Raw genomic sequence first — 20,029 nt, forward strand, 5'->3', positions numbered from 1 at the left:
CCTGTGCGCCTTCAACGGCCCCACCCCCGTCCAGGTGCTGGAGGCCGCGCACCTCTACAGCTACGCGGCCAACGGCAAGCACCACAAGGGCGGCGGACTACTGCTGCGCCGCGACATGCACCGCCTCTTCGACCTCGGCCTGATCGCGGTCAACCCCGGCAACTGGAGCCTCGATATCTCGTCGGACCTGGCCGCCTACGGCGAGTACACCAAGTTGCACGGTCAACCCGTGACGGTGCCGCTCAGCACCGAACACCACAAGTGGCTGACCAAGCACTGGCACATGCACCGCCCCGCCACCCAGGCCACCATCCCCGCCCAGAGCGCCGCGACCGAACCCGCCCCCGCCTAACCACACCCAGAGTGGCCCGCGACACCGTGCCAACGGGCCGTCCTTACCGGACCTAGGAGCCAAGCGGCACCGGGTCATCGGCCTGCTCGGCGGCCCAGAGGGCGTACTGCTGGCGGACGTAGGCCCGCGGGTCGTAGTCGCGCGGGGCCTGGTCGAGGTCGAGCAGGCCCCGCGCGGTGGCGTCGGCTTCCTCGGTGGCGGTGCCGGGCTGGGTGGGTTCGTCGCGCAGGGCGATGCGGTCGAGCAGCGCGGCGTGTCGCAGGTACCAGTCCCGGTCGAGCTCATCGGGTGCGACGTTGGCGGTCCGCTCGGTCCATGCGCTCTCGTAGGTGATGGCCGGGGCGTCGACGTACGCGTCTTCGGGCGTGGGCCACTTCTGGGCCAGGCGAGAGGCCGCTTCGTAGGTGTCGGCGGCCATGTCGTCGAGGGTGGCGAGCAGTGCGTCGAGCTGGTGGCGGGTGATGTCGCAGGTGTGGGGCTTGGTCCAGCCCGGGCAGTTCAGTTCGACGGGCACGATCTCGTTGTCGCTGAAGTTCACGTCAGCTCTCCTAGCGGTGGTTGATGGTTCCGTTGGCGCGGCCGAAGAAGCCGGTCGCGGTGATGTGCTGGGTGATGTGGGGCCGCTCTTGGCGTCAGTGCTGGTTGTTGGTCTTGGCCCACATACCGGTGGTGCGGCTGTGGACGGTGCGCCGGTCCTGGTAGACGGGGCCCTGGTAGTGGTGGTGGATGTCCGGGTCGGGCTTGGCGCGCTTGGCGAGCCGTGCGAGGGCGAGCACGAGGGCGGTGGGGGCGCCGAACACGAGGCCGCACGCGACGGGGTCGGCGAACTGGGAGACGTACATCAGGACAGCTGCCGTGCCGCCGACCATGGCGGTGGCGGTGCCGCCGGCGAGCATGAGCACGCTGGCGTCGGTGGCGCCCTGGCTCATCGGGGGCCGTCCGGGTTGTGCGACGGGCGGGGTGTCGCCGTGGGCGGGGATGGGGGTGTCGTCGCGGTAGGCGGTGGGCCGGTAGGCGTCGGCGATGATCCGCCGGGCCTCGGCCTCGGCCTGAACCTCACTCAGCCCGACGCCTTTGGAGTCGTGTTCAGGAGTGGTGTCGGCGTGCATGCGGAATCCCTTCCGGTACGGGTCCGGGGAGGCAGAGACACCCCCTTGGGGGTGCCTGTGGAGGGGTTGCAAGGGGCTGACCTGGGGTGCCTCCCCGCCTCCCTGAAGCGATGTTTTCGCTGATCAGAGCGGGGGAGTTGGGATGGGGAGGCGGTTTGGGGAGTTCTCCCCGCCTCCCCGCCCCGGGCGGGTGCGCCTCCCCGTTACTGGGAGGCGGAAGCGGAACCGTCCGCGTCGCGCTCGGCGAGGGCGGTGAGGACGTCGTCGCGGCGGATGTTCATCAGGCCGTGCGACTTGTATGGCTCGACTCCGGCAGCCTCCAGCACGCGCTTGAGGTCGGCGAACGTCCAGTCGCCGTAGGCGTCGTGGTTGAGGACGTCGAGCCGCTTGAGGATGTCCCGGGTGAGCACGCGTTCCGCGTCGCCGACCACGGAAGCGATGTCCGCGAGCGGGTCACTTGCCTCACTGCGGTCAACAGCGTGCAGGGTGGTCACGCCGTTGCGCAGGGCCTTGGCCCGGTCGGCGACCTCGTTGGCCGGGCCGTCGTCGATGAAGTGGGTGCGCACCGTGATGGTCGACTGGCCCTTGGGCATGGTGATGCCGTCCGAGAAGACGACCAGCGTGCCCTTGTCCAGCCCCTGACGCAGCAGGTGAGGGGCGGCGCCGTCGTCGACGGCCTTGTCCCCGAGCGCCATCCGGGACTGGGACTCCGTGCCGACCACCAGTGAGGCGCGGGTGTGGGCGCCCTCGCGCACGAGCTTGGGAAGGTTCTGGTCTGTGGGGTCCTGGGTGCCCTGCCACATCAGCACGTCCACGGCGCGACCCTGGTTGTGAATCTTCCGGACGGCCATGAAGTACCGGGAGGTGGCCTTGGAGCCGCCGTAGGGTCGCTTCTGGTCGTCGAGGGCCGGGCACATGAACGCCACCTGCGCTTCGTCCACGATGACCATGAGCGGGGGGAAAACGGCGCTCGGGTCGGCGCGGCGTGCCTCCAGGCGGCGGTTCATCTCATCGACGGCGTCTTCCACCATCTCCGTGACCTGCATGACGTGGTCGTCGGTCGGCCCCTGGATCAAGACGTCGGCGATGCCGTCGAACATGGCCCAGTCCCCGATGCCCTTGAGGTCGCCGAGCCAGAACTGAACCGACCGGTCCAGCGCCAGCCACAGGGCGAGCGCGCGCAGGGCGGCGGTCTTGCCCTGGTTGGAGCGGCCGGTGACGAGCACGTGGCGCTGATACAGGCTCAGCTCCGCACGGTCGCCGCGCAGGTCCTGGCCCCATGGCGCCCTGCCGGTCTTGTAGTTGGCGGTTATGGTCTCGTCGGTGACCAGAGGGGACGGCCCGATCGGCTCGTCCAGCGCGCCAGAGTCCGCGATCCACAGGCGGATCGTGCGGGCGGCCTCGGGGAGGGTGATGAACACTTCGTGCTCGTGCCGGTTGAGGTTCTCGGCGAGCTTGCGGCGCCGCTGCTGCACCTCGATCGTCGACACCTCCAGCGGCAGGGTGACGTCGACCTCCACACCACATCCGGCGATCACGATCGGCGAGAGCATCGCGGCGCCCCCGTCGTCCATGTCCTTGATGGCATTGCGCAGGGCCGGCAACCCCAGGTGGCGCAGCGCCTTGACCACGATGGACGGGGTGATCGGCTCCCCCTCGCCGCTGCGGGCCTTGGCCGGCAGAACCCATTGGGGTGCGGCCTGCTGCTTGCTGCCCACCGCCCACAGCGCGAGCAGCGCGAGGAACGGGCCGATCGTCAGGGCCGGGCCCCACACGATCTGCACGATCCGGATGAGCAGGCCGATGAACTCGACCGTGGCCGCGAACGGGGTGATGACGTCCTTGACGTCGCCGTTGTCGATGGCCATCACGACCCCGAGCGTGACCAGAGCCCCGATGCCCATCCCGGTTCCGACCGCAACGCCCTTGGCGGCGTCGACCGGGGAGTGGAGCAGGTCCATACGGCGGTGGTGGCGGGCGGCGCGGAAGCGCTGAAGCTTTTCCTCCCACTCCTCCGCCATCTCCAGATTCCCAGCGGCCTCGGCGGCCCGGATCATCCGCTCGTAGCGGGCGCCGGTGCGGCCGTCCCAGGTACGGCGGGCCACGATCCGGCCGCCGTTGAACGTGTAGAGGCTGTGCCTGGCGACCGCGCGGGCGGCGGTCTTGGTGGTGTCGTGCGTGACGGCCGTCTTGATCGCCCGTCCGGAGCGCACCCACAGCGGCACGGGCCGCGCCGGCGGCGCGTCCGGGACCACGGTCAGCATGGTGGGGGCGGTGTCGGGGGTCGGGGGGTCGGTGGGCTTGTGGAGGTGGACGACGTTCTCAGACATGCTGGGAGTGCTCCTGACTGCCCTCTTGGGGGCGGGAGTAAGGGAGGGCCGGGGTGGCCGTGTCCGTGGAAAGAGGCGGCCACCCCGGCACCGAAAAGGGGCTGGTCAGAACCAGCCGGACGACTTCTTCTGGGCCTTGGCGCGGGCGGCCTCGGTGATGAGCCGCTGACGCTCGCCGTGCAGGGCGGTCAGTTCCGCGTTCAGCCGCATCTCGGCAGCACTGCTGGTGGAGTCGATCTGCTCTTCGGCACGGCCCGTGCTGCGGCCCCGGGCGGCGCGGTAGGAGCCGCCGGCAAGGGCGCGGGCCATCGCGCGGCGCTCGCGGCCGTTCAGCGGCCACGACTCGCCCCGGCGGACCGCTTCGAGCTTCTTCTCGGTGGCCCGGATCTCGCGGTCCAGGCGGCGCAGGTCGGAGTTGCCCATCAGGTACTCCTCATGGAGTCGGAGGATCGGGGTAGGTGCAGGTCACGCAGGTGCCGAGCGAGGCGGGATGACGTAGGTGCTGGCCCGGGGCGGACAGGCAGCCGGTCAGGCCGCCGAGCGGGGCATGGCGCGGCACTTCTCGGCGTGCGTCTGGGCCCACTTCGCGGCGTCCTCGCGGGCGGCTTCGAGTGCCTTCTCCTCGGCCTCCACCGGGCTGTACTCGCAGTCCAGGTAGTAGCCGTGATAGTCGAAGGGCTCATGCGTGGCGTTGCAGCCGGTGCAGGCTGCGTTGGCGAAGCCGCGCCCGGCATCGATCCGGATGTCGACGGTGGCGCCGCCGACGGTGAGGTAGCGGGTGATAACGCCCTCCGGCCAGTCGGTCTGAGTGCTGGTGTTCATGGGATCTCCCTAGAAGTCGCAGGTCAGGCAGCGCGCTGGTCCTGGTTGGAGCAGGCGCAGGGGGTGCACATGCCGAGGGAGCGCGGGATGCAGTACCCGGCGTCGTTACGGCAGTTGGGGCAGATACGGCGGGCAGCGTTCGCCTTGGCCAAAGCCGCCCGCCGGCCCGGGGTCATCGGCCGGACGGGCTTGGTCAGGTCGACTCGGTAGAGGTAGGCGACCAGTGGCGCGCGGCGGCGGCGTGGCCGTTCGAGCTGAGCGGCCACGTCCTGACCGCCGGGGCGTAGACCGAGCGCCCGGAGTTGGCGGCGGGTGGCGTAGCCGTCCGGGGCCAGGCGCCACCGGTAGACCGGCAGCGCCCCCATCACGCGGCCTCAGCCGATGCGGCGCGTTCGGCGAGGATCGTGTCCCGCAGCGACCGGGCGTTCGCCGGCGAGGTGTGGATGGCGCGGCGGATGCCCTCGCCGGTCACCCTCGCGTCCGGCCAATCGGCCGTCGCTGCCCGCGCTTCGGCGAGCAACTGGTCCGCCGTGCGCTTCGGTCGGCTCGGCTTCGCCGCCTCCGGCACGCGGCCCGTGGCACGGCGCGGTCGGGTCGACTCAGCCGCCACCGGGCGCCGCTCGATCGAGGCGACCGGAGCAGGGTCGACCGGTGGGAGCGGCTTGAGCGGAGTCGACTTGCCCAGGTCGACCGCGACCGGATCGGGCAGAGTCAGCCGGGCCAGCGTCACCACCGGGTCCGGGGTCGATTCGGGCAGGTCAGCCATAGACCGTTTCATCGCGGTCTCGGTGGATTCCTCCGCATTCACGGCCGGTGTGGGATCGAGGGCGATCCCGCCGAACATGGCAGCGAGCGCGGCGTCCGCACCGGCGGTGACGCGGTCGCGCTGCACGTCCAGCAGCCTCGATCCGAGCGCCACATCCCCGACTCCGACCTTGCGGGCCAGCCGCCACGACGCCCTGTCCGAACGCTTCCGCACCCGGTTGGTCGGGTGATGCGCGGCGCGGGCGCGGTGGTAGGCGAGGGCCTGCACCAGATCGGCGGTGTGGCGCTCGTTCTCCGCGTCACGGCCATCGGTGTGCACCACGATCCGCCGAGCCAAGAACGCCATGCCCTCAGCCGAGACGGACATGCCCATCGGGGTCAGGGCGTAGATCACGGTGCGGCCCGGATCGGGGGCGGCCATCGCTCCCATGACAGCGGCGGCGGCCGGCAGCGCCCACAGCCCGGCGCGCACGATGCGCGGGGAGGACTGGCCCAGCATGGTCAGCCCCAGCAGGACCAGGGCGAGCACGGCCGTGGCGCCCTCGCCGGCGGCGAGCGCACCGAGTGCGGTGCCCTTGCCGTAGGCGTGGCCGATGTTGCTGTACGTCCCGATCCCGCCGAACACACCCGTGGCCAGCATCGGCACGAACGCGGCAGTCAGGACCCCGATCTGCACCCGAGTCAGTTTGGAGCTGGTCATCGGGCACCCCCGGCGGTGAGCAGGGCGGCGAGGATGAGCAGGGCGCCGCCGGTCAAGGTGAGGTCGACCGCGCAGCGCAGGCATGTGAACTTGGCGACCGCGAGCCGGGACAGGCCGGCGATGTCGGCGGCCAGATCGCGGGCGACGACGGCATCGATCTCGTCGGCGGTGAGCGTGGCCCACAGGGGGAAGCCGTGACGGCCGCTAAGGTTCGGGCGGACCGATCGCAGCAGCAGAGCGACCGCCGCGACCAGCAGCGTCAGACCGAGACTGCCCGCGACGAGGGCGGGCACGGTCAGCGGCACGTCGCGGGCGACGGTCCAGGTACCGGCGAGCACCGCGCCGACGAACGCCAACAGCAGCGCCGTCTTGCTGTCCGTCCGCGCGATCTCCGCCTTCACCTCAGCGTGCGCGGCGATCAGGTCCCGATCGGTGGCACTCACGCGGCACCCCCGGGCAGCGTCGCGCCGACGGTGCGGTTGGCCAGCGCACGCCGCTCCGTGAGCACGCGGCGGTGGGCGCGGCGGATGCGGCGGGCGTCGACCTCGGTCGGGGTGCGGTCGAGGGTGATGATCTGCGCGTCGATCAGGTCGACGTCCGCGAGGATCGCGGGCATCTCCTGCTCGATAGCGTCCAGCTCCGCATCCGTCGGCTCGATCCAGTCGGCGAATGCAGTAACAACGTCCTGAACAGTGACGATGGGGCTCATAGGGTCGTGTTCCTCTCACAGGTGGAACGGCCCGAACAGCGCCCCCGGAGTGCCAGCTCCGGGGGTGCGCGCCGTCGTGGGTGACAGCCGCGCCAGATGCGCGGCACGGCCACTGCGAGTGGCCGAAGTGCCCCGGACGAGATTCGATCTCGCGCCCTTCACGGCTGGATGCCGGGGCGATGAACGTGTCTCCTTCGGGGCGCCGCGCCCGTATCAGGTAGCGCGGCAATGACCCCGTTGTAGGCGTATGGAGACGTGACCTTTCGGTCTAAGCCCTCCGGTGAATGACAAGGCGCCGGGTCGCCTCCCCCCGTCCATCGCGGGGCTCCTGTTCGTGCGTTATTGCAGGTCAAACAGGGCACAAGAGGCTCCCCCCGAGATTGCTTAGGGGGGCTTGCCTCCTTGCTTGTTAGAGACCATAGGCAAACGGAAAGCTGCGCGCAACCCCCTCTCGCGATACAGTCTGGTAGCCCCCCTAGGCAACGAATGGAGAGTCGTGCACACAGACATGGAGCAGGTCTCCGGGATCACTGAGCCGGTCGAGCGCGCCAAAGCTGCGATCGACCTGATGGCGACGTATCAGGGATGGGTGCTGGAGCTCTCCCGCATGCGGCGTGAGGCCATCGAAGAAGCGCAAGCGTCCGGCATGACTCAAGCGGAGATTGCCAAGCGGCTCGGGGTGAGTCGAGGCCGGGTTGGGCAACTCGCGTCCGCTGGCCCACCCCCAGAGCGAGCCTTCTTCGGTACGGACACGGTGACTGTGTCGCTCGGCGGCAAGTACGAGGCCGGCAAAGATCCCGAGCAGTCCAGCGAGGTCGTTACTAGAGAGGACATCAGCAACTTCGAGCACCTGCGCACGTTGCTCGGTGGCATGAAGCTTGAGGCCAAGTACGAGGTGGTTCCGCCAACGGGGATCATCAACTTGAACCGCGACAATCACGTAGTCATCTGCGGTCCGCGGCTGTCTCCCATCGTGGCGCAGGTACTCGAAGGGGATCACAACCTGGGGTTTGAGAAGGATCGAGCCTGGCACCTCGTCGACCGGAAAGCCGGGCAGGAGTACCGGTCCCCGATGGACGAGGACGGCTCGGCCGGCGACTTTGGCTACCTTGGGCGGCTCCCTCGCCTGGACGGTCGTGGGACGTTCCTGTACATCGCTGGCGTCCACTCCATCGGTGCGAACGGAGTCGTTCACTTCCTGGAAAACAACTTGGCTGAGCTGTATCGAGAGGTCCGTACGCGACGGTTCTCGACGCTCATCTCATGCCGCTACGACCCCAAGACGCTCGACGTGCTGGAGAGTCGACGTGTCACCCCGCTGTACCGACATGAGGCGTGATCATGCGAGTTTCCATTGACACACTGCCCGGGGGAGCAAATCCGAACGAAGATTGGGTGGCTGGCACCCCTGCGCTCGCCGTCGTGCTGGACGGGCTGAGTACGGCTGGCCTGGCCACGGGGTGCCGTCATGGCGTTCCCTGGTATGTCGCTCAACTCGGCGGCCAGTTGGTAGCAGCACTGGCAGAGCCGGACCGATCACTCTCAAGCGCGCTGGCGGATGCGCTCGAAAGGGTTGCCGGATTGCACCCCGAATGCGACCTGGGCAACCCAGGGACGCCGTCGGCCACGGTTGCAGTCCTACGGCACCGACATGGCGTGCTTGACCATCTGGTTCTCGCCGACTCGCCCATCGTCTTCGACGGCCCTCATGGCTACTCGATGATCACGGATCTCCGCGTGGACGACGTCCTACCCGAGATGCGGGCTGAGGTGGAGCGGCATGAGACCCACACGCCAGGACACCGAGAGGCACTGCAACGCTTCGTGCTCGCGCAACGGCAAGTGCGCAACACGCAAGAGGGGTACTGGGTTGCTTCCGCCAGGCCAGAGGCTGCTGAGCACGCCTTGACCGGCACAACGCCACTCGGTGAGGCAAGCTCCGCTGCAGTCATGTCCGACGGGGTGTCGCGGCTCGTGACTGAATACCAGATGGCGACTTGGTCCGACGTATTCGCGACGCTCCGTTCAGGAGGACCCCGAGAGCTGATCAAAGCTGTACGCAAGGTTGAAGCGACAGATCCCACCGGGCGTCGCTGGCCGCGATACAAGTCCGGCGATGATGCCGCCATCGCCTTCTGTCAATGGTGACTTGACCAGATCAGAGGAGCGAAGGCCAAGGGCCCCGCCGGTTCGCCGGCGGGGCCCTTGCACACTGGCGCTACGTGCGCACAACCCCTAGGCGTCTCTCCATGCCTGAAGGAATCGCTCCCGGTCTTCCGCCGTTTTGTGAGCTCGGCGGCTGGCGAGTACGACATGCCAGGCAGTGGTCTCGGCGTCACGCAGCCACAAGTTTCCGTAGTACTTGGCGTCGCCCATGACGTCCAGCGCACCCCCGATTAGTTCGGCGACGACGTCCCGGTCGCAATCGTCGAGCTCGGCAAGAAAGCTGAGCACACGACTGGCAATACCCGCCTCGTTTCCCTTGATGAGGTAGTCGATGAAGGGTCCGCCGGCGTTGGCCGGATCGATGTTCAGGGCGGCATCACCTGCCGCCCTGAACATCGATGACCAGAACTCGCGCCCGCTGGTGGTGCCGGGTAGGGGCAGCTCGGCGAAGAGGTCAACCAGATGGCCGTTAGCCGCCTGGTTGTAGGAGACATCGCAGGCCGCTGCCGCAGCAATCTTCGCGACGAGCCCGGTATCCAGCTCTTCGCTCTCTGGCCAGTCGAGTGGAGTGTTCAGGTTTTTGGTGAGGTGCTGGGCTAGCTCACCGTCTTCGTCCAGGTGCAGATGGACAATCACAAGTTCCCCCAGTTCAGGGCCAGATGACGTACAACACCGCGTCTTTCCGCCTGCCAGTCTGCCCAGTTGGGCGGTGATCAGGTGAGGCGTGTGGACAACGGCCGGAAAGTGCGGTTCTGTTGACCTGATGAGCTCTTCGCTGCTGCGTGGGTTGGTATCGCCTCTGCACCCCTCGCTGACGGCAATAGCTGAAGGCAGCGCATGTGGACTCCGCGAGTCGGCTCGAGCAAGAGAGCCTTAGGAAGAGTCGGTCGCAAACCAAGAGGCGCGATCCTTCGTGCTCGGTTGCCCACCGGGTAGGGCGCTGGCGAGCACACGCGCTTGTTCCCGGGCCTCTTTCCGCGCAACACGAGCCTGGTGAAGGTGCTCCCCCTGCATCGTGTCGCCCTGTTCCAAGATCCAGTCTTCAAGATTCTCGTCATTGCTGCATAGATTGGCCAACCCGGCGATGAGGAGCTGGAACTTACCGGGCGTAGGCAACGTGTTCCCGTCCAGGTAGGAACCGACGGTACGGGGGCTGAGGCCCGCTGCATCCCCCCAAGAGTTCTGCGAGGGAGTGTCTGCCTCTTTCCACAATCGCCTCAAGGCCGACTGGAATTTCTCCTCCTCGGGTGTCTTCCTGACCTGCACCTCGCCCCGGCTCCTGCCTTCTGCGGCAAGCTCGCCCTCAGTCCGCCGACGCAGCGTTCGCCACCGCGCCAGCTCGTCATCAGCCCCCCAGGCGATAACGATGCGCTCCAACGTGAAGACACTGGGCAGGCGCTTCGCCGCGAGTGCTTCGTAGACCGCGGTCCTGGATGCTCCGTATCTCTCCGCAAGGACCACCGTGCCGCCCGTACGGTCTTGCAAGTCCCTGAGTGCAGTAGCGAATTTTGACAGTGCACTGTCATTGTGCAGAGGTTGCATGCGGCGAGGCAATACCCGACCCCTCGGAATGGGTGATCTGGATCACAATCTAGCCCTCCTGGTGTGTGACAAGGGTCACTTACAAAGTGGTGATCTGCGTCACACTTGACTCGACAATGGGGCTCCACCAGCAGCGATGATGCCCTGTCAGTCGAATAAATAGTACCGGTTAGTTTTCTGCGCGGCGGGGGGATTCGGGGGCCGTGCCAGAGTTTTTCGCAGACGGCGCGAGCTGGTCGCTCTACACAAAAGGCGACGGCTCCCTGCGGGAACAGGAAGCCGTCTACGCGAAAGTTGCCTACTGCTAGGAAGGAACCTTCATGTCCGAGAGTACGGGGAACGTCGCCGTCGGGGAAAGTGACACTTCCCTCACGCGCCAGCCCGCTCGACGCCTTGCCTTGCCGATCGTGCTGAGTGGTGGTGCAAGCGCCGCCCCGATCGTCTGCGCCGTGCGTCAGGATTACACCGCTGGGCTGATCGCGAGTGCGCCCATGCTGGCGGTAACCCTTTTGATCTTCTTCTTTGTTGTTTGCCCCGCCGTGTGGTCGACGAAGCCCGGTCGCCAGTCAGCCGCTCTCGCTGTTCTTGATCGGCTGCTTGGGCGACCCAACGACCAGTCGAACCGGCGCCGGCGCCGCAGCGCTGCGGATATCTGAGGCGCGCTATGCGGGAACATTGCCGAGCTAGCAGTGCGTCCTGCCCTTCGGCGGGGCGTGCTGCAACCGGTGGTCTCAGTTGTGGTCTCGGTACGTGCGGTTTCCGGTCTCGTTCGTCGTCGTCCAGGGAGGTCCAGAACCTCTCCTGACCAGCGGTTCACGGACATGCGCGGACGCTGCTGGTTCAAGATCGGACAACTCGTAATGCGTAGGTCCCAGGTTCGAGGGCCGAGAGCTGGCCTCGGCATGTCTGCACCCCTCGTTGACGGCAATAGCTGACGGCAACGCCTGTGGACTCCGCCGTACGTGAGACCGCAGGTCTGCAAGACGTGGGGTGAAGCAGCAGGGAAACGTGAGGGTCGGCAGGTCGCTTGATCGAACTTACAAAGCAGATGTCACAGGTTCGAATCCTGTTGTGCCCACCATTACGACCGTGAGGTCAGCAAGCCCCCGACTCGTTCGAGTCGGGGGCTTTTTGCGTGCTGGGGCGGTGGGGCGGGCGCTGTCGATCAGGTGCGGGTGGTAGGTATCGTGAGGCCGAGGAAGGATTGAAGTTTCAAGTAAATGGGTTCGGGTCTGGAGGAGGGGTTTATGGCTGTGCGGCGGCTCAATCATGCGGTGTTGTATGTGCGGGATGTGGCGAGGTCGGTCGCTTTTTACACCGAGGCGCTGGGGCTTGTGGTGGATGTTGAGGTGCTGGGGCGGGCGGCGTTTCTCAGTGCTCCTGGGTCGCTCAACGATCACGACTTGGGGTTGTTCGCGGTGGGGGCGGGGGCGCCGGGGCCGGAGGGCGGGCGGGTCGGGCTGTACCACCTGGCGTGGGAGGTCGGCACGCTGGGGGAGCTCGCGGCGGCTGAGGAGCGGCTGGTGGAGAGGGGTGCGCTGGTCGGCGGCAGTGATCATCTCGTCTCCAAGTCGCTGTACGGCAAGGATCCGGACGGCAACGAGTTCGAGGTGATGTGGCGGGTGCCGCGGGAGGACTGGCCGGGGCCGGACGAGTCGGACCGGCTGCGTCCGCTCGATCTGGCGGGGGCGTTGCGGCGTTGGGGGCCGGACCTGGTGACGGGGGCGGCGGCCGGCTCCGCTACGTAGTGAGGCGTTCGCTGGGCGGGGGTGGTCCCGGGTTGGCTGAGGGCTCTGACTCCGGTGCTGGTGCTGGTGCTGGTGCTGGCTCTCGGGTGGATTGTGGCTAGTAGCCCGAGGGGGAGTAGTTCGAGGGGGAGTAGTTCAAGGTCGAGAGGAAGGTGTGGAGTTCCTGGTCGAAGAGGGGGGTGTTTTCCAGGTTCACCATGTGGCCGGCGCCTGGTATGCGGATTCTTCGGGCGCCGGGGACGGTCAGCGCTATGGCATGGGCGTTGGCGGCGATGTCCCTGCTGTCGAGATCGCCGTCGAGGACGATCGTGGGGACCTGGATCTCGCCCAAGCGGTCGATGGCTCCGACTTCGATGGGGATGCCGGCGCCTACGCCGTCGGCGTGGACCATGACGTTGGCCTCGGCCGAGGCGCGCATCCGCTCGCGGAAACCCGGGTGGACGGCGGAGGGTGGCCGATGGGGGCCGTCCACCCACATCCGGAGGAAGTGCTCGACATAGCGCTCCGCGCCGTCCGGTGCGCCGATCGCGGCCACCTGCTCCTTGATGTGCTCCAGGACGAAGGGGTCGGTGAAGGCACGGCCGCTGATCCCCGGGGAGGCGAGCGCGAGGGCCGCGACCCGGTCGGGGTGGGCTATGGCGGTGTCCAGCGCGACCCGTGAGCCATGGGAGAGGCCGACGAGTACGGCGCGGGGGACGTCGAGGGCGTCGAGCAGGGTGATCAGGTCGTCGTGGTTGGCGTAGTCCCCGGTGACCGTGGACGACAGGCCGTGGCCCCGCGAGTCGTAGCGGATCGCGCGCAAGCCGGAGTTCACCAGCCAGCTGAACTGCTCGTCCCACATGTGCTGGTCGAGCATGCCGCCGTGCAGCAGCACCACGGCGGGTCCCGAGCCGGCCGTCTCGTAGAACAGCTCGCCGTCCTCGATCGGCACGATTCCGTTGTCGATCTCGGACCAGTCGGTGAGGGGCTGGGTCATGTCACGACCGTCCTTTGCGTGGGGCACGGCGGCCGCCGAGGGTGTCCGGATCATCCTTGATATCACCTGTCTCGCGAATGCCCGGACTGTCGCGACGGGCTGGGGTGCGGTGGGTATCGGAGGCCGTTGCGGGGTCGGAGGGGCCGGATGCCAGGTGGTGGAACTCCTCGCCGATCCGGTCGAGTACGTGCAGTGCGGTGCGTACGTCTGCGGCGGGAAGGTCGGCCAGGCGCTGTCGCAATTCTGCGGCTTCGAAGTCCTGGATGCCGCGTATCACCTTGGTGCCTTCTGCGGTGAGCTCGATCAAGGACGAGCGGCGGTGTGCGGGATTGGGGGCCGTGACGACCAGACCCAGCTCGGCGGCGTGATTCACCCAGCGCTGGACCGGCTGCCTGTCGAGCCCCATGGTGCGCGCCAACTGCGGCACCGTGCGCGGGCCTTCGATGCGCAGTGCGTCCAGCAGGGCGTGTTCGCCTGCGGTCAGGCCCGTGCCGGCGAGCTCGCGCTCCACCGCTCGGACGACCGTGCGGTGCAGTGGCCACAGGCGACGGATGACGCCGTACAGCAATTCTTCGGTGGGAGTCGCCCGTCCGAAGTTGTCGGAGCCCTCGGCGTCGTCTGCGTCGTCTGCGTCGTCTGCGTCGCGTCGATCCTTCTCAATGACACTCATGATGTCATGATGACATCGGTGATGTCGTTTGGGGAGGGGTGTGGATGCCGAGAGGTCGGGCTCGCAGGAGCTTGAAGGGGCTTGAAGGGGCTTGAGGCAGGAAGGAGTTGGGCGTGAGGGTGAGGGTGCTGAGGGTGGTGGGGGTGACGACCGCCGTCTATGGGGTGGCGGTGTCGGTTGTCCCTGATCTGTTGGCCCGGCCTTCGGGGTTGGTCGACGAGGAGGGGCGGACCGCGCCGGCGACCCGGATCTCGTTGCGTCCGCTGGCCTGGCGGGATGCGGCGAGTGGGCTGGCACTGGCGCTGGCGCCCGAGGGTCCGGCGCTGCGTACCGCCGCGTACGTCCGGATTGCGGCGGACCTCGGGGACGCGGTCCTGCTCGGCCTGACGTTGCCGGACCGCGACCGGAGGCGGAAGGCGGTGGCGGTGTCCGTGGGGTGGGGCGCGTTGTCGGTGCTCGGCCTGCTGGGCGGGGGCAGGGCGAGGCGGGACGGCGGGTAGGGCAGGGAGGGGCGTCAGTCGGTCTGTGGGGGTGGGGCTTCCTCGGGGGTGAAGGTGATGACCAGGTCGGCGCGGTGCCGGGTCGTCGCCACTACGCGGGCGTTGGCCTCGTCCGAGGCGTGCACGAAGCGCTCGGCGTCTGCGCGGGCGCGGCCGAAGCGCTCGTGACGGTCGATCAGCCGCCGGACCCGCTCCTCGGTGTCCAGCTCCACGTACCAGACCTCGTCGAGCAGCTCGTGCACCCGCGCCCAGGGACCTGAGTCGAGGAGGAGGTAGTTGCCCTCGGTGACGATGAGGGGGACGTGAGGCGCTACGGGAATGCTGCCCGCGACCGGTTCCTCGATGTGGCGGTCGAAGGCGGGGGCGTAGACGGCGGTGTCCGGCTCGGGGGAGCGCAGGCGGCTCAGCAGTGCCGCGTATCCGGCCGGGTCGAAGGTGTCGGGTGCGCCCTTGCGTTCCGTACGGCCGAGGCGGCGCAACTCCGCCTCGGCGAGATGGAAACCGTCCATCGGGACCAGCGCCGCCTGGCCGGACAGCCCCGCCACCAGGTGGGCGGCGAGGGTGGACTTACCGGAACCGGGTGGGCCGGTGATGCCGAGCAGCCGGCGCTCGGTGGGGCGTGCGGAACCGGCGAGTCTGCGGGCGCGGGACAGGAGGTGCTGGAGGTCCATGGTGCACCCATGGTGCCTGACGGGAGGGGGTGGGGTGGGCGCCCCTCTGGCCGTGGCTGTCGTGGCTGTCGGGGCTGTCAGGTCCGGTATTCCATGCCGTATTTCGCGCCGATGTGGTTGAGGCGGTCGAGGTCGGGACGGCCGTCCTTCATGGTGACCGGGTCGGCCTCGAACATGTCCTCCATGAACGTGTCCCAGCCGCCCGGCGAGGAGATCTGCAGGCAGCGGGCGGGCGGCTGGGAGGCGTTGCGCAGCGCGTGCGGTACGCCGTGCGGCAGCAGCACGCACATGCCGGGGGTCAGGCGGTGGGTGGCCCCGTCGAAGTCGACCTCCATCTCGCCCTCCAGTACGTAGACGAACTCATCGGCCTGGTGGTGGATGTGGGGCGGGATGTCCACGTGGAGCCGGTTCTCCAGGATGGCGAGCCGGCCCTCGGTGTCGCTGGTGCGGGCCTTGACGGCGAGGCCGGGCGGCAGGGGGACGCGTCCTGGCCGTCGGTCGCCGGGCCGGAGGGTGAAGAAGCGGGCTCGGGAGGGGGAGGGGGAGGAATCTGGCAGGGGGTGGGGCGTGGAGTGGGGAAGGGGGTCGGGCGTGGAGTGGGGCATGGGGTCCCTGGTCCTTTCATCGAAGGAAGGCAAGCCAGAAGCTGAAACGGAATCCGGTTCCGTATCGGGAGCGTAGCAGTAGCATCGGCGTGTGGCACGCTCCTCCTCGTCTTCGACTTCCTCGTCCGCCTCGTCCGCCCCCGCCGCCCCGTCCTCTTCGGGGCCTTCGGGCGCTTCGGGCGCCTCGGTGTCCTCGACTCCTCAGCGCAGGCCGCGCGCGGATGCCGAACGCAACCGCGCCCGTGTCCTCGAAGCCGCGCGGGAGGTCTTCCGTGCGCGCGGTGACGAGGCGCAGATGCCGGAGGTCGCGCGGGCGGCAGGGGTGGGCATCGGAACGGTCTACCGGCATTTCCCCAGCCGGGCCGCCCTGATCGCCGCCGTGGGGGAGCAACGGCAGGCGGAGATCGTGGAGTTCGGGCGCGGCCGCTGTCTGGCGAGTGCGACGGCGGCGGAGGGGCTGGTCGCGTTCGTCGAGCACATCGGGGAGGTGCTCGACGCGGAACGAGGGTTGTCGGCGTCCATCGAGGCGGCGTTCGGATCCACCGAGCCGACGGGGGAGGGGCGGGCGCAGGCCGAGGCGGTCGCCGGCCAGCTGCTCGCCCGGGGGAAGGAAGAGGGCACGGTGCGCGCGGACGCCGAGGTCGGCGATGTGGTGATGATCGTGTGCGGGCTGGCGGCGGTGATCCGTCATGACGCGGGGGACTGGCGCCGTTATGTGCGGACCGCGTGTGCGGGGCTGCGGGAGTCGTAGGGACGGCGGCAGCAGGGGCGGCAGGAGCAGGAGCGGTGCCGCGAGTGTGGTGCGGGGGCCGCCCCTGCTGCCGGAGCGCTACGGGTCAGGGCGTGCCTGCGGGCGCCGTGCGGTGGGCGAGGCCCAGGCGCCAAAGGGACGTCACTTCGGCCATGCGGGCCACGTGGAGCGGGTCCGAGGTGTCACGGGCGCGGGGGTGCCGTGGGGCGATGTCGAGGCGGCCGAGGACGGTGAGGCCCGCTTCGGCGATGGTGTCGAGGAGTTCGGTGCGCGGGCGCAGGCCGAGGTGTTCCGCGAGGTCGGAGAGGATCAGCCAGCCTTCGCCGGTCTCGGTGAGGTGGTCGGCGAGGCCGTTGAGGAAGCCGTGCAGCATGCGGTTGCCGGGGTCGTAGACCGCGTGCTCCACGGGGGACGTCGGTTTCGCGGGCACCCATGGAGGGTTGCAGACGATCAGGGGGGCGCGGCCGGAGGGGAACAGGTCGGCCTCGACCACCTCGACCCGGTCGGCGACGCCCAGCCGTTCGGTGTTCTCGCGGGCGCAGGCCAGGGCGCGGGGGTCCTGGTCCGTGGCCACGACCCGGCGTACGCCGCGCCGGGCGAGGACCGAGGCCAGTACGCCGGTGCCGGTACCGATGTCGAACGCCAGGTCCTGGGAGGGGAGGGGGGCCTCGGCGACCAGGTCGACGTACTCGCCGCGGGCGGGGGAGAAGACGCCGTAGTGGGGATGGATCCGGTCGCCGCCGAGCGCCGGGATCTCCACGCCCTTCTTGCGCCATTCGTTGGCGCCGATCAGGGCGAGGAGTTCACGGAGGGAGACGAGGGAGGTGGTGGGGTTCGCGTCCGTGGCCGTAGCTGTGTCCGCGTCCGTGATGGGCGCATCCGGGGTCATGGGCTCACCCGGGACGGAGTCCTGGGCAGGGGCCCCGTAGGCCCTGGTGCAGGCCTCGCGGACGTCGGGGGCGCGGTGCAGGGGGACGGCGTACGACGCATCGAGGGGGATCAGCAGCATGCCCAGGATGCGGGCGCGGTGGTTCTGCGCGGCGCGGTGCACATGGAACGCCTGGGTGGCATCGGCGGGCAGCGGTTTGCCGGGGCGGCGGTCGATGCGGCGGGCCATTGCCGTCAGGAGCTGGCGGGCGTTGTGGAAGTCGCCGCGCCACAGCAGGGCGGTGCCCTCACACGCGAGTTTGTAGGCGTCGTTGGCCCGGGTCCGGTCGTCGGCGATGACGACGCGGCGGGGTGGCGGGGAGCCGTTCTCGGAGTGCCAACGGGCGGAACGGGGCTGGTCGGCCTCGGTCCAATGGACGACCGGCGGTTGGTTCACCGAATGTGCCTCGCGTGTGTGGTTCGGACCCGGCCCGTGGGGCGCCGACGGGCGCTGCCTGCCCCGCCCGCGGGGGCGGCCGTACTGACGTGGCCGCATACGCGGGTGGCGGTTGGGTGGGCTGTGACGCTCGACTCTACTCCGTATCGGTGCCGCCTCGGTCAGTCGATGCCGAAGGGGGCGGCGTAGCGGACCGTGCCGCGCGGGGGTATGGAGCCGTCGAGGGAGAGTGCGAGGAAGGCCTCGTCCGGCCAGGGCTGTGGGGGAAGGATGCCGAACCGGCTCGCGGCCGGGGCGAAGCCGAAGCGTGGGTAATACGGCGGGTGGCCGAGCACGATCGCGGTGCGCTCGCCGGCCGCGCGCGCCGCGTCGAGGAGCGCCCGGATCACGGCACTGCCCGCACCGGACTTCTGGTGTGCGGGAAGCACCGTGCAGGGGGCGAGCGCGACGGCGGGTACGTCGTCGACATGGCAGCGGGTCAGCAGGGCATGGGCGGCCGGGGTGCCGTCCGGGGCGTCGGCGACGTACGAGAGTCCGGGCAGCCAGGCCGACCGGTCACGGCGCAGGGCATCGACGAGGTCCGCCTCTTCGGCCGTGTCGAAGGCCGCGAGGTTGATCCGGCGGACGGCCGGTATGTCCTCGGTCGATTCCGGGCGGGTGGGCCAGGCGAGCCGGGCCGCGGTCGCGGGGCTCGCTGCGGCGGACGGGCTCGCTGCGGCGGCCGGCTCGGGTGCGTCGTCGGTGCTGCTGCTCATGTCCTTCATCGTCGCAGCGGGGTCTGACAACGTGCCAGGAGCTTTCCGCCCGTGCGGGCGGGCCTCGACCGGCCGGCCCCTGCCCGGGGTCCGGCCTCCGCCCTCCGCCCTTGCCCCCGCCTCAGTGGGCGGTGTGGCGTTGCGGGCGGCGTACCAGATAAGCGGCGGCCGATCCGGCGGCGAAGAGGGCGACGACCGAGAGTGCGGTGCTCATCCAGGACGTGCCGAGCCAGTGGCCGCCGAAGTAGCCGAGGCTCACGCTGTACGCCGCCCAGGCCAGGCCGGCCAGTGCGGACCAGGGGAGGAACTCGCGGACCGTACGGTGCGCGACGCCGGCACCGAGGCTGACCACGGACCGTCCGGCCGGGGCGAAGCGGGCCAGTACGACGAGGCCGCCACCGCCGCGGGTCAGCGCCGCGCCGAGGCGTTCCTGCGCGGCGGTGAGGCGCCGGGAGCGGCTGATGGCCCGGTCGAAGCGGTCGCCGCCGCGCCAGGCGAGCCGGTAGGCGACCATGTCGCCCAGTACCGACGCGGTGGCCGCGCAGACCACCAGGGAGATGACCTCGGCGAGGTGGGTCCCCCCGTGGACGGACGAGGCCATTTCGACCGCGTCACCGGCGGTGGTGCCCGCAGCCGTGGTCCCCGCGGCCGTGGTGCCGGCGGCCGTAGTGGCCGCGGCGATCACCAGGACGCCGCTCGGCAGGATCGGGACGAACACATCGAGCAGGATCGAAAGACTGACGATCACATACAACCAAGGGGTGCCACTGAGGGACCCCAGGCTTTCCAACAACGTCCTTCTCCCGGTCCGAACCCCGCCGCGACGTCGCTCGGTGCGGCAGGGGCGGCTTTACGGCCATACAGCGTACGCCTGGCCCTTTCGGCCGGGATGTCCGGCCCCCGCCCGCGGGGCGTGCGTACGCCGCGGCCGGTACGCGTACATACGCCGCGGCCCGTACGCATGCATACGCCACGGCCCGTACGGCGGAGGTGCCGTACGGGCCGTGGAAGCAGGCGCAGCAGTTGCCCGAAGGGGCATCAGATGGCGGAGGGCTCCCCCTGGGCGGCCGGGGCCGGCTCCTGGTTGCGGTCGCCGAAGAAGACGCGGTCGAGCGCCCAGGCGCCGGGGCCGGTGAAGAAGATCAGCAGGAAGGCCCAGCAGAACATCGCCGACGCCTCACCGCCGTTCTGGATCGGCCACAGCGCGCTGCCCTGGTGGACGGAGAAGTACGCGTACGCCATCGAACCGGAGCTGACCAGCGCCGCGGCGCGGGTGCCCAGGCCGAAGAGCACCAGGATGCCGCCGGCCAGCTGGATCACTGCGGCGTACCAGCCGGGCCAGGCGCCGGTGGGGACGGTGCCGCCCTGGCCCATCGCACCACCCAGGACGCCGAAGAGCGACGAGGCGCCGTGGCAGGCGAAGAGCAGGCCGACGACGACGCGGAAGAGTGCGAGCACGTGCGGCGTCGCTCTCTGGGTGAACGAGTTCAGCGGTGCTGACATGTGGGGAGCTCCTACGGTTTCTGGGGACGTT

Annotated in this window: 26 protein-coding genes; 7 read left to right on the plus strand and 19 right to left on the minus strand. The window is 69.3% G+C overall.

The genetic code is table 11. The features are described 5' to 3' along the window. On the plus strand, window positions 1–352 hold a 352-nt coding region (locus tag IG62_RS0133490), incomplete at its 5' end, for an HNH endonuclease signature motif containing protein (protein ID WP_030812213.1). 52 nt (window positions 353–404) lie between these two features. Here IG62_RS0133490 and IG62_RS0133495 read toward each other — a convergent pair. The 9 genes from IG62_RS0133495 to IG62_RS0133535 form a co-directional block, all read right to left on the minus strand. Beyond that, on the minus strand, window positions 405–890 hold the full coding sequence (locus IG62_RS0133495) for a hypothetical protein (protein WP_051798967.1): 486 nt from the start codon (window positions 888–890) through the stop codon (window positions 405–407). Window positions 891–984: 94 nt separating this feature from the next. Continuing rightward, a complete protein-coding gene (locus IG62_RS0133500; protein ID WP_030812220.1) occupies window positions 985–1,461 on the minus strand; it encodes a hypothetical protein in 477 nt (158 codons plus the stop codon). Between the two features lie 203 nt (window positions 1,462–1,664). After that, a complete protein-coding gene (locus IG62_RS0133505) occupies window positions 1,665–3,791 on the minus strand; it encodes an FtsK/SpoIIIE domain-containing protein (protein ID WP_030812223.1) in 2,127 nt (708 codons plus the stop codon). 105 nt (window positions 3,792–3,896) lie between these two features. Beyond that, window positions 3,897–4,214, minus strand: a complete 318-nt coding sequence (locus IG62_RS0133510; RefSeq protein WP_030812226.1) for a hypothetical protein — start codon at window positions 4,212–4,214, stop codon at window positions 3,897–3,899. A 105-nt stretch (window positions 4,215–4,319) separates the two neighbouring features. Beyond that, entirely contained in the window at window positions 4,320–4,613 is a 294-nt protein-coding gene (locus IG62_RS42580) for a hypothetical protein (protein ID WP_037839947.1), read from the minus strand. Between the two features lie 23 nt (window positions 4,614–4,636). Then, window positions 4,637–4,978 (minus strand): RRQRL motif-containing zinc-binding protein, encoded by a 342-nt coding sequence (locus IG62_RS0133520; protein WP_030812229.1) that lies wholly within the window; start codon window positions 4,976–4,978, stop codon window positions 4,637–4,639. Next, window positions 4,978–6,078 carry a hypothetical protein gene (locus IG62_RS0133525; RefSeq protein WP_030812232.1) on the minus strand — a complete coding sequence of 367 codons (1,101 nt, stop codon included), beginning with the start codon at window positions 6,076–6,078 and terminating at the stop codon, window positions 4,978–4,980. Before IG62_RS0133525 ends, IG62_RS0133520 begins: the two co-directional genes overlap by 1 nt. Further along, complete coding sequence (locus IG62_RS0133530) at window positions 6,075–6,521, minus strand: Pycsar system effector family protein (RefSeq protein ID WP_030812235.1); 447 nt, start codon at window positions 6,519–6,521, stop codon at window positions 6,075–6,077. The genes IG62_RS0133525 and IG62_RS0133530 overlap by 4 nt, the downstream gene beginning before the upstream one ends. Continuing rightward, window positions 6,518–6,787: a DUF6284 family protein gene (locus tag IG62_RS0133535; RefSeq protein WP_030812238.1), complete on the minus strand. Its 270-nt coding sequence runs from the start codon at window positions 6,785–6,787 to the stop codon at window positions 6,518–6,520. The genes IG62_RS0133530 and IG62_RS0133535 overlap by 4 nt, the downstream gene beginning before the upstream one ends. Before the next feature lie 508 nt (window positions 6,788–7,295). On the opposite strand from IG62_RS0133535, the gene IG62_RS0133540 reads away from it, so the two are divergent. Together IG62_RS0133540 and IG62_RS45555 are read left to right on the plus strand one after the other, a co-directional pair. Next, a complete protein-coding gene (locus tag IG62_RS0133540) occupies window positions 7,296–8,126 on the plus strand; it encodes a sigma factor-like helix-turn-helix DNA-binding protein (protein ID WP_030812241.1) in 831 nt (276 codons plus the stop codon). A gap of 2 nt (window positions 8,127–8,128) precedes the next feature. Next, entirely contained in the window at window positions 8,129–8,935 is an 807-nt protein-coding gene (locus IG62_RS45555) for a protein phosphatase 2C domain-containing protein (protein ID WP_078872406.1), read from the plus strand. Window positions 8,936–9,022: 87 nt separating this feature from the next. On the opposite strand, the gene IG62_RS0133545 is transcribed toward IG62_RS45555, so the two are convergent. Next, window positions 9,023–9,589, minus strand: coding sequence for a hypothetical protein (locus IG62_RS0133545; protein ID WP_051798969.1), 567 nt, complete (start codon window positions 9,587–9,589; stop codon window positions 9,023–9,025). 237 nt (window positions 9,590–9,826) lie between these two features. Continuing rightward, the gene (locus IG62_RS0133550) at window positions 9,827–10,495 is read right to left on the minus strand and encodes a hypothetical protein (protein ID WP_158795158.1); all 669 of its coding nucleotides are present in this window, start codon (window positions 10,493–10,495) and stop codon (window positions 9,827–9,829) included. Window positions 10,496–10,815: 320 nt separating this feature from the next. Between IG62_RS0133550 and IG62_RS0133555 the strand changes: the two genes are divergently transcribed. Together IG62_RS0133555 and IG62_RS0133560 are read left to right on the plus strand one after the other, a co-directional pair. Next, window positions 10,816–11,151, plus strand: a complete 336-nt coding sequence (locus tag IG62_RS0133555; RefSeq protein WP_030812249.1) for a hypothetical protein — start codon at window positions 10,816–10,818, stop codon at window positions 11,149–11,151. Window positions 11,152–11,742: 591 nt separating this feature from the next. After that, window positions 11,743–12,243 (plus strand): VOC family protein, encoded by a 501-nt coding sequence (locus IG62_RS0133560; protein WP_030812252.1) that lies wholly within the window; start codon window positions 11,743–11,745, stop codon window positions 12,241–12,243. A gap of 97 nt (window positions 12,244–12,340) precedes the next feature. On the opposite strand, the gene IG62_RS0133565 is transcribed toward IG62_RS0133560, so the two are convergent. Together IG62_RS0133565 and IG62_RS42585 are read right to left on the minus strand one after the other, a co-directional pair. Then, complete coding sequence (locus tag IG62_RS0133565) at window positions 12,341–13,219, minus strand: alpha/beta fold hydrolase (protein WP_030812255.1); 879 nt, start codon at window positions 13,217–13,219, stop codon at window positions 12,341–12,343. A 1-nt stretch (window position 13,220) separates the two neighbouring features. Then, on the minus strand, window positions 13,221–13,889 hold the full coding sequence (locus IG62_RS42585) for a MarR family winged helix-turn-helix transcriptional regulator (protein ID WP_078872407.1): 669 nt from the start codon (window positions 13,887–13,889) through the stop codon (window positions 13,221–13,223). Window positions 13,890–14,002: 113 nt separating this feature from the next. Here IG62_RS42585 and IG62_RS0133575 point away from each other — a divergent pair, with 113 nt between their 5' ends. Further along, window positions 14,003–14,389 carry a hypothetical protein gene (locus tag IG62_RS0133575; protein WP_030812261.1) on the plus strand — a complete coding sequence of 129 codons (387 nt, stop codon included), beginning with the start codon at window positions 14,003–14,005 and terminating at the stop codon, window positions 14,387–14,389. Window positions 14,390–14,403: 14 nt separating this feature from the next. Here IG62_RS0133575 and IG62_RS0133580 read toward each other — a convergent pair whose 3' ends face one another. Together IG62_RS0133580 and IG62_RS0133585 are read right to left on the minus strand one after the other, a co-directional pair. Further along, on the minus strand, window positions 14,404–15,060 hold the full coding sequence (locus tag IG62_RS0133580; RefSeq protein WP_030812263.1) for a nucleoside/nucleotide kinase family protein: 657 nt from the start codon (window positions 15,058–15,060) through the stop codon (window positions 14,404–14,406). Window positions 15,061–15,137: 77 nt separating this feature from the next. Then, complete coding sequence (locus IG62_RS0133585; protein ID WP_078872408.1) at window positions 15,138–15,665, minus strand: cupin domain-containing protein; 528 nt, start codon at window positions 15,663–15,665, stop codon at window positions 15,138–15,140. Between the two features lie 187 nt (window positions 15,666–15,852). Between IG62_RS0133585 and IG62_RS0133590 the strand changes: the two genes are divergently transcribed. Beyond that, a complete protein-coding gene (locus IG62_RS0133590) occupies window positions 15,853–16,416 on the plus strand; it encodes a TetR/AcrR family transcriptional regulator (protein ID WP_037839952.1) in 564 nt (187 codons plus the stop codon). A gap of 85 nt (window positions 16,417–16,501) precedes the next feature. On the opposite strand, the gene IG62_RS0133595 is transcribed toward IG62_RS0133590, so the two are convergent. The 4 genes from IG62_RS0133595 to IG62_RS0133610 all read right to left on the minus strand — a co-directional run bounded on the left by IG62_RS0133595 (window position 16,502) and on the right by IG62_RS0133610 (window position 19,998). After that, the gene (locus IG62_RS0133595; RefSeq protein ID WP_030812271.1) at window positions 16,502–17,740 is read right to left on the minus strand and encodes a methyltransferase; all 1,239 of its coding nucleotides are present in this window, start codon (window positions 17,738–17,740) and stop codon (window positions 16,502–16,504) included. Between the two features lie 161 nt (window positions 17,741–17,901). Beyond that, on the minus strand, window positions 17,902–18,495 hold the full coding sequence (locus tag IG62_RS0133600; protein ID WP_078872411.1) for a GNAT family N-acetyltransferase: 594 nt from the start codon (window positions 18,493–18,495) through the stop codon (window positions 17,902–17,904). A gap of 121 nt (window positions 18,496–18,616) precedes the next feature. Beyond that, the gene (locus IG62_RS0133605; RefSeq protein ID WP_030812277.1) at window positions 18,617–19,288 is read right to left on the minus strand and encodes a DedA family protein; all 672 of its coding nucleotides are present in this window, start codon (window positions 19,286–19,288) and stop codon (window positions 18,617–18,619) included. A gap of 245 nt (window positions 19,289–19,533) precedes the next feature. After that, on the minus strand, window positions 19,534–19,998 hold the full coding sequence (locus tag IG62_RS0133610; RefSeq protein WP_030812280.1) for a DoxX family protein: 465 nt from the start codon (window positions 19,996–19,998) through the stop codon (window positions 19,534–19,536). Window positions 19,999–20,029 lie beyond the last annotated feature (31 nt).

Origin of the sequence: Streptomyces sp. NRRL S-337 (assembly GCF_000720175.1) — a bacterium.
Lineage (GTDB): Bacteria > Actinomycetota > Actinomycetes > Streptomycetales > Streptomycetaceae > Streptomyces > Streptomyces siderophoricus.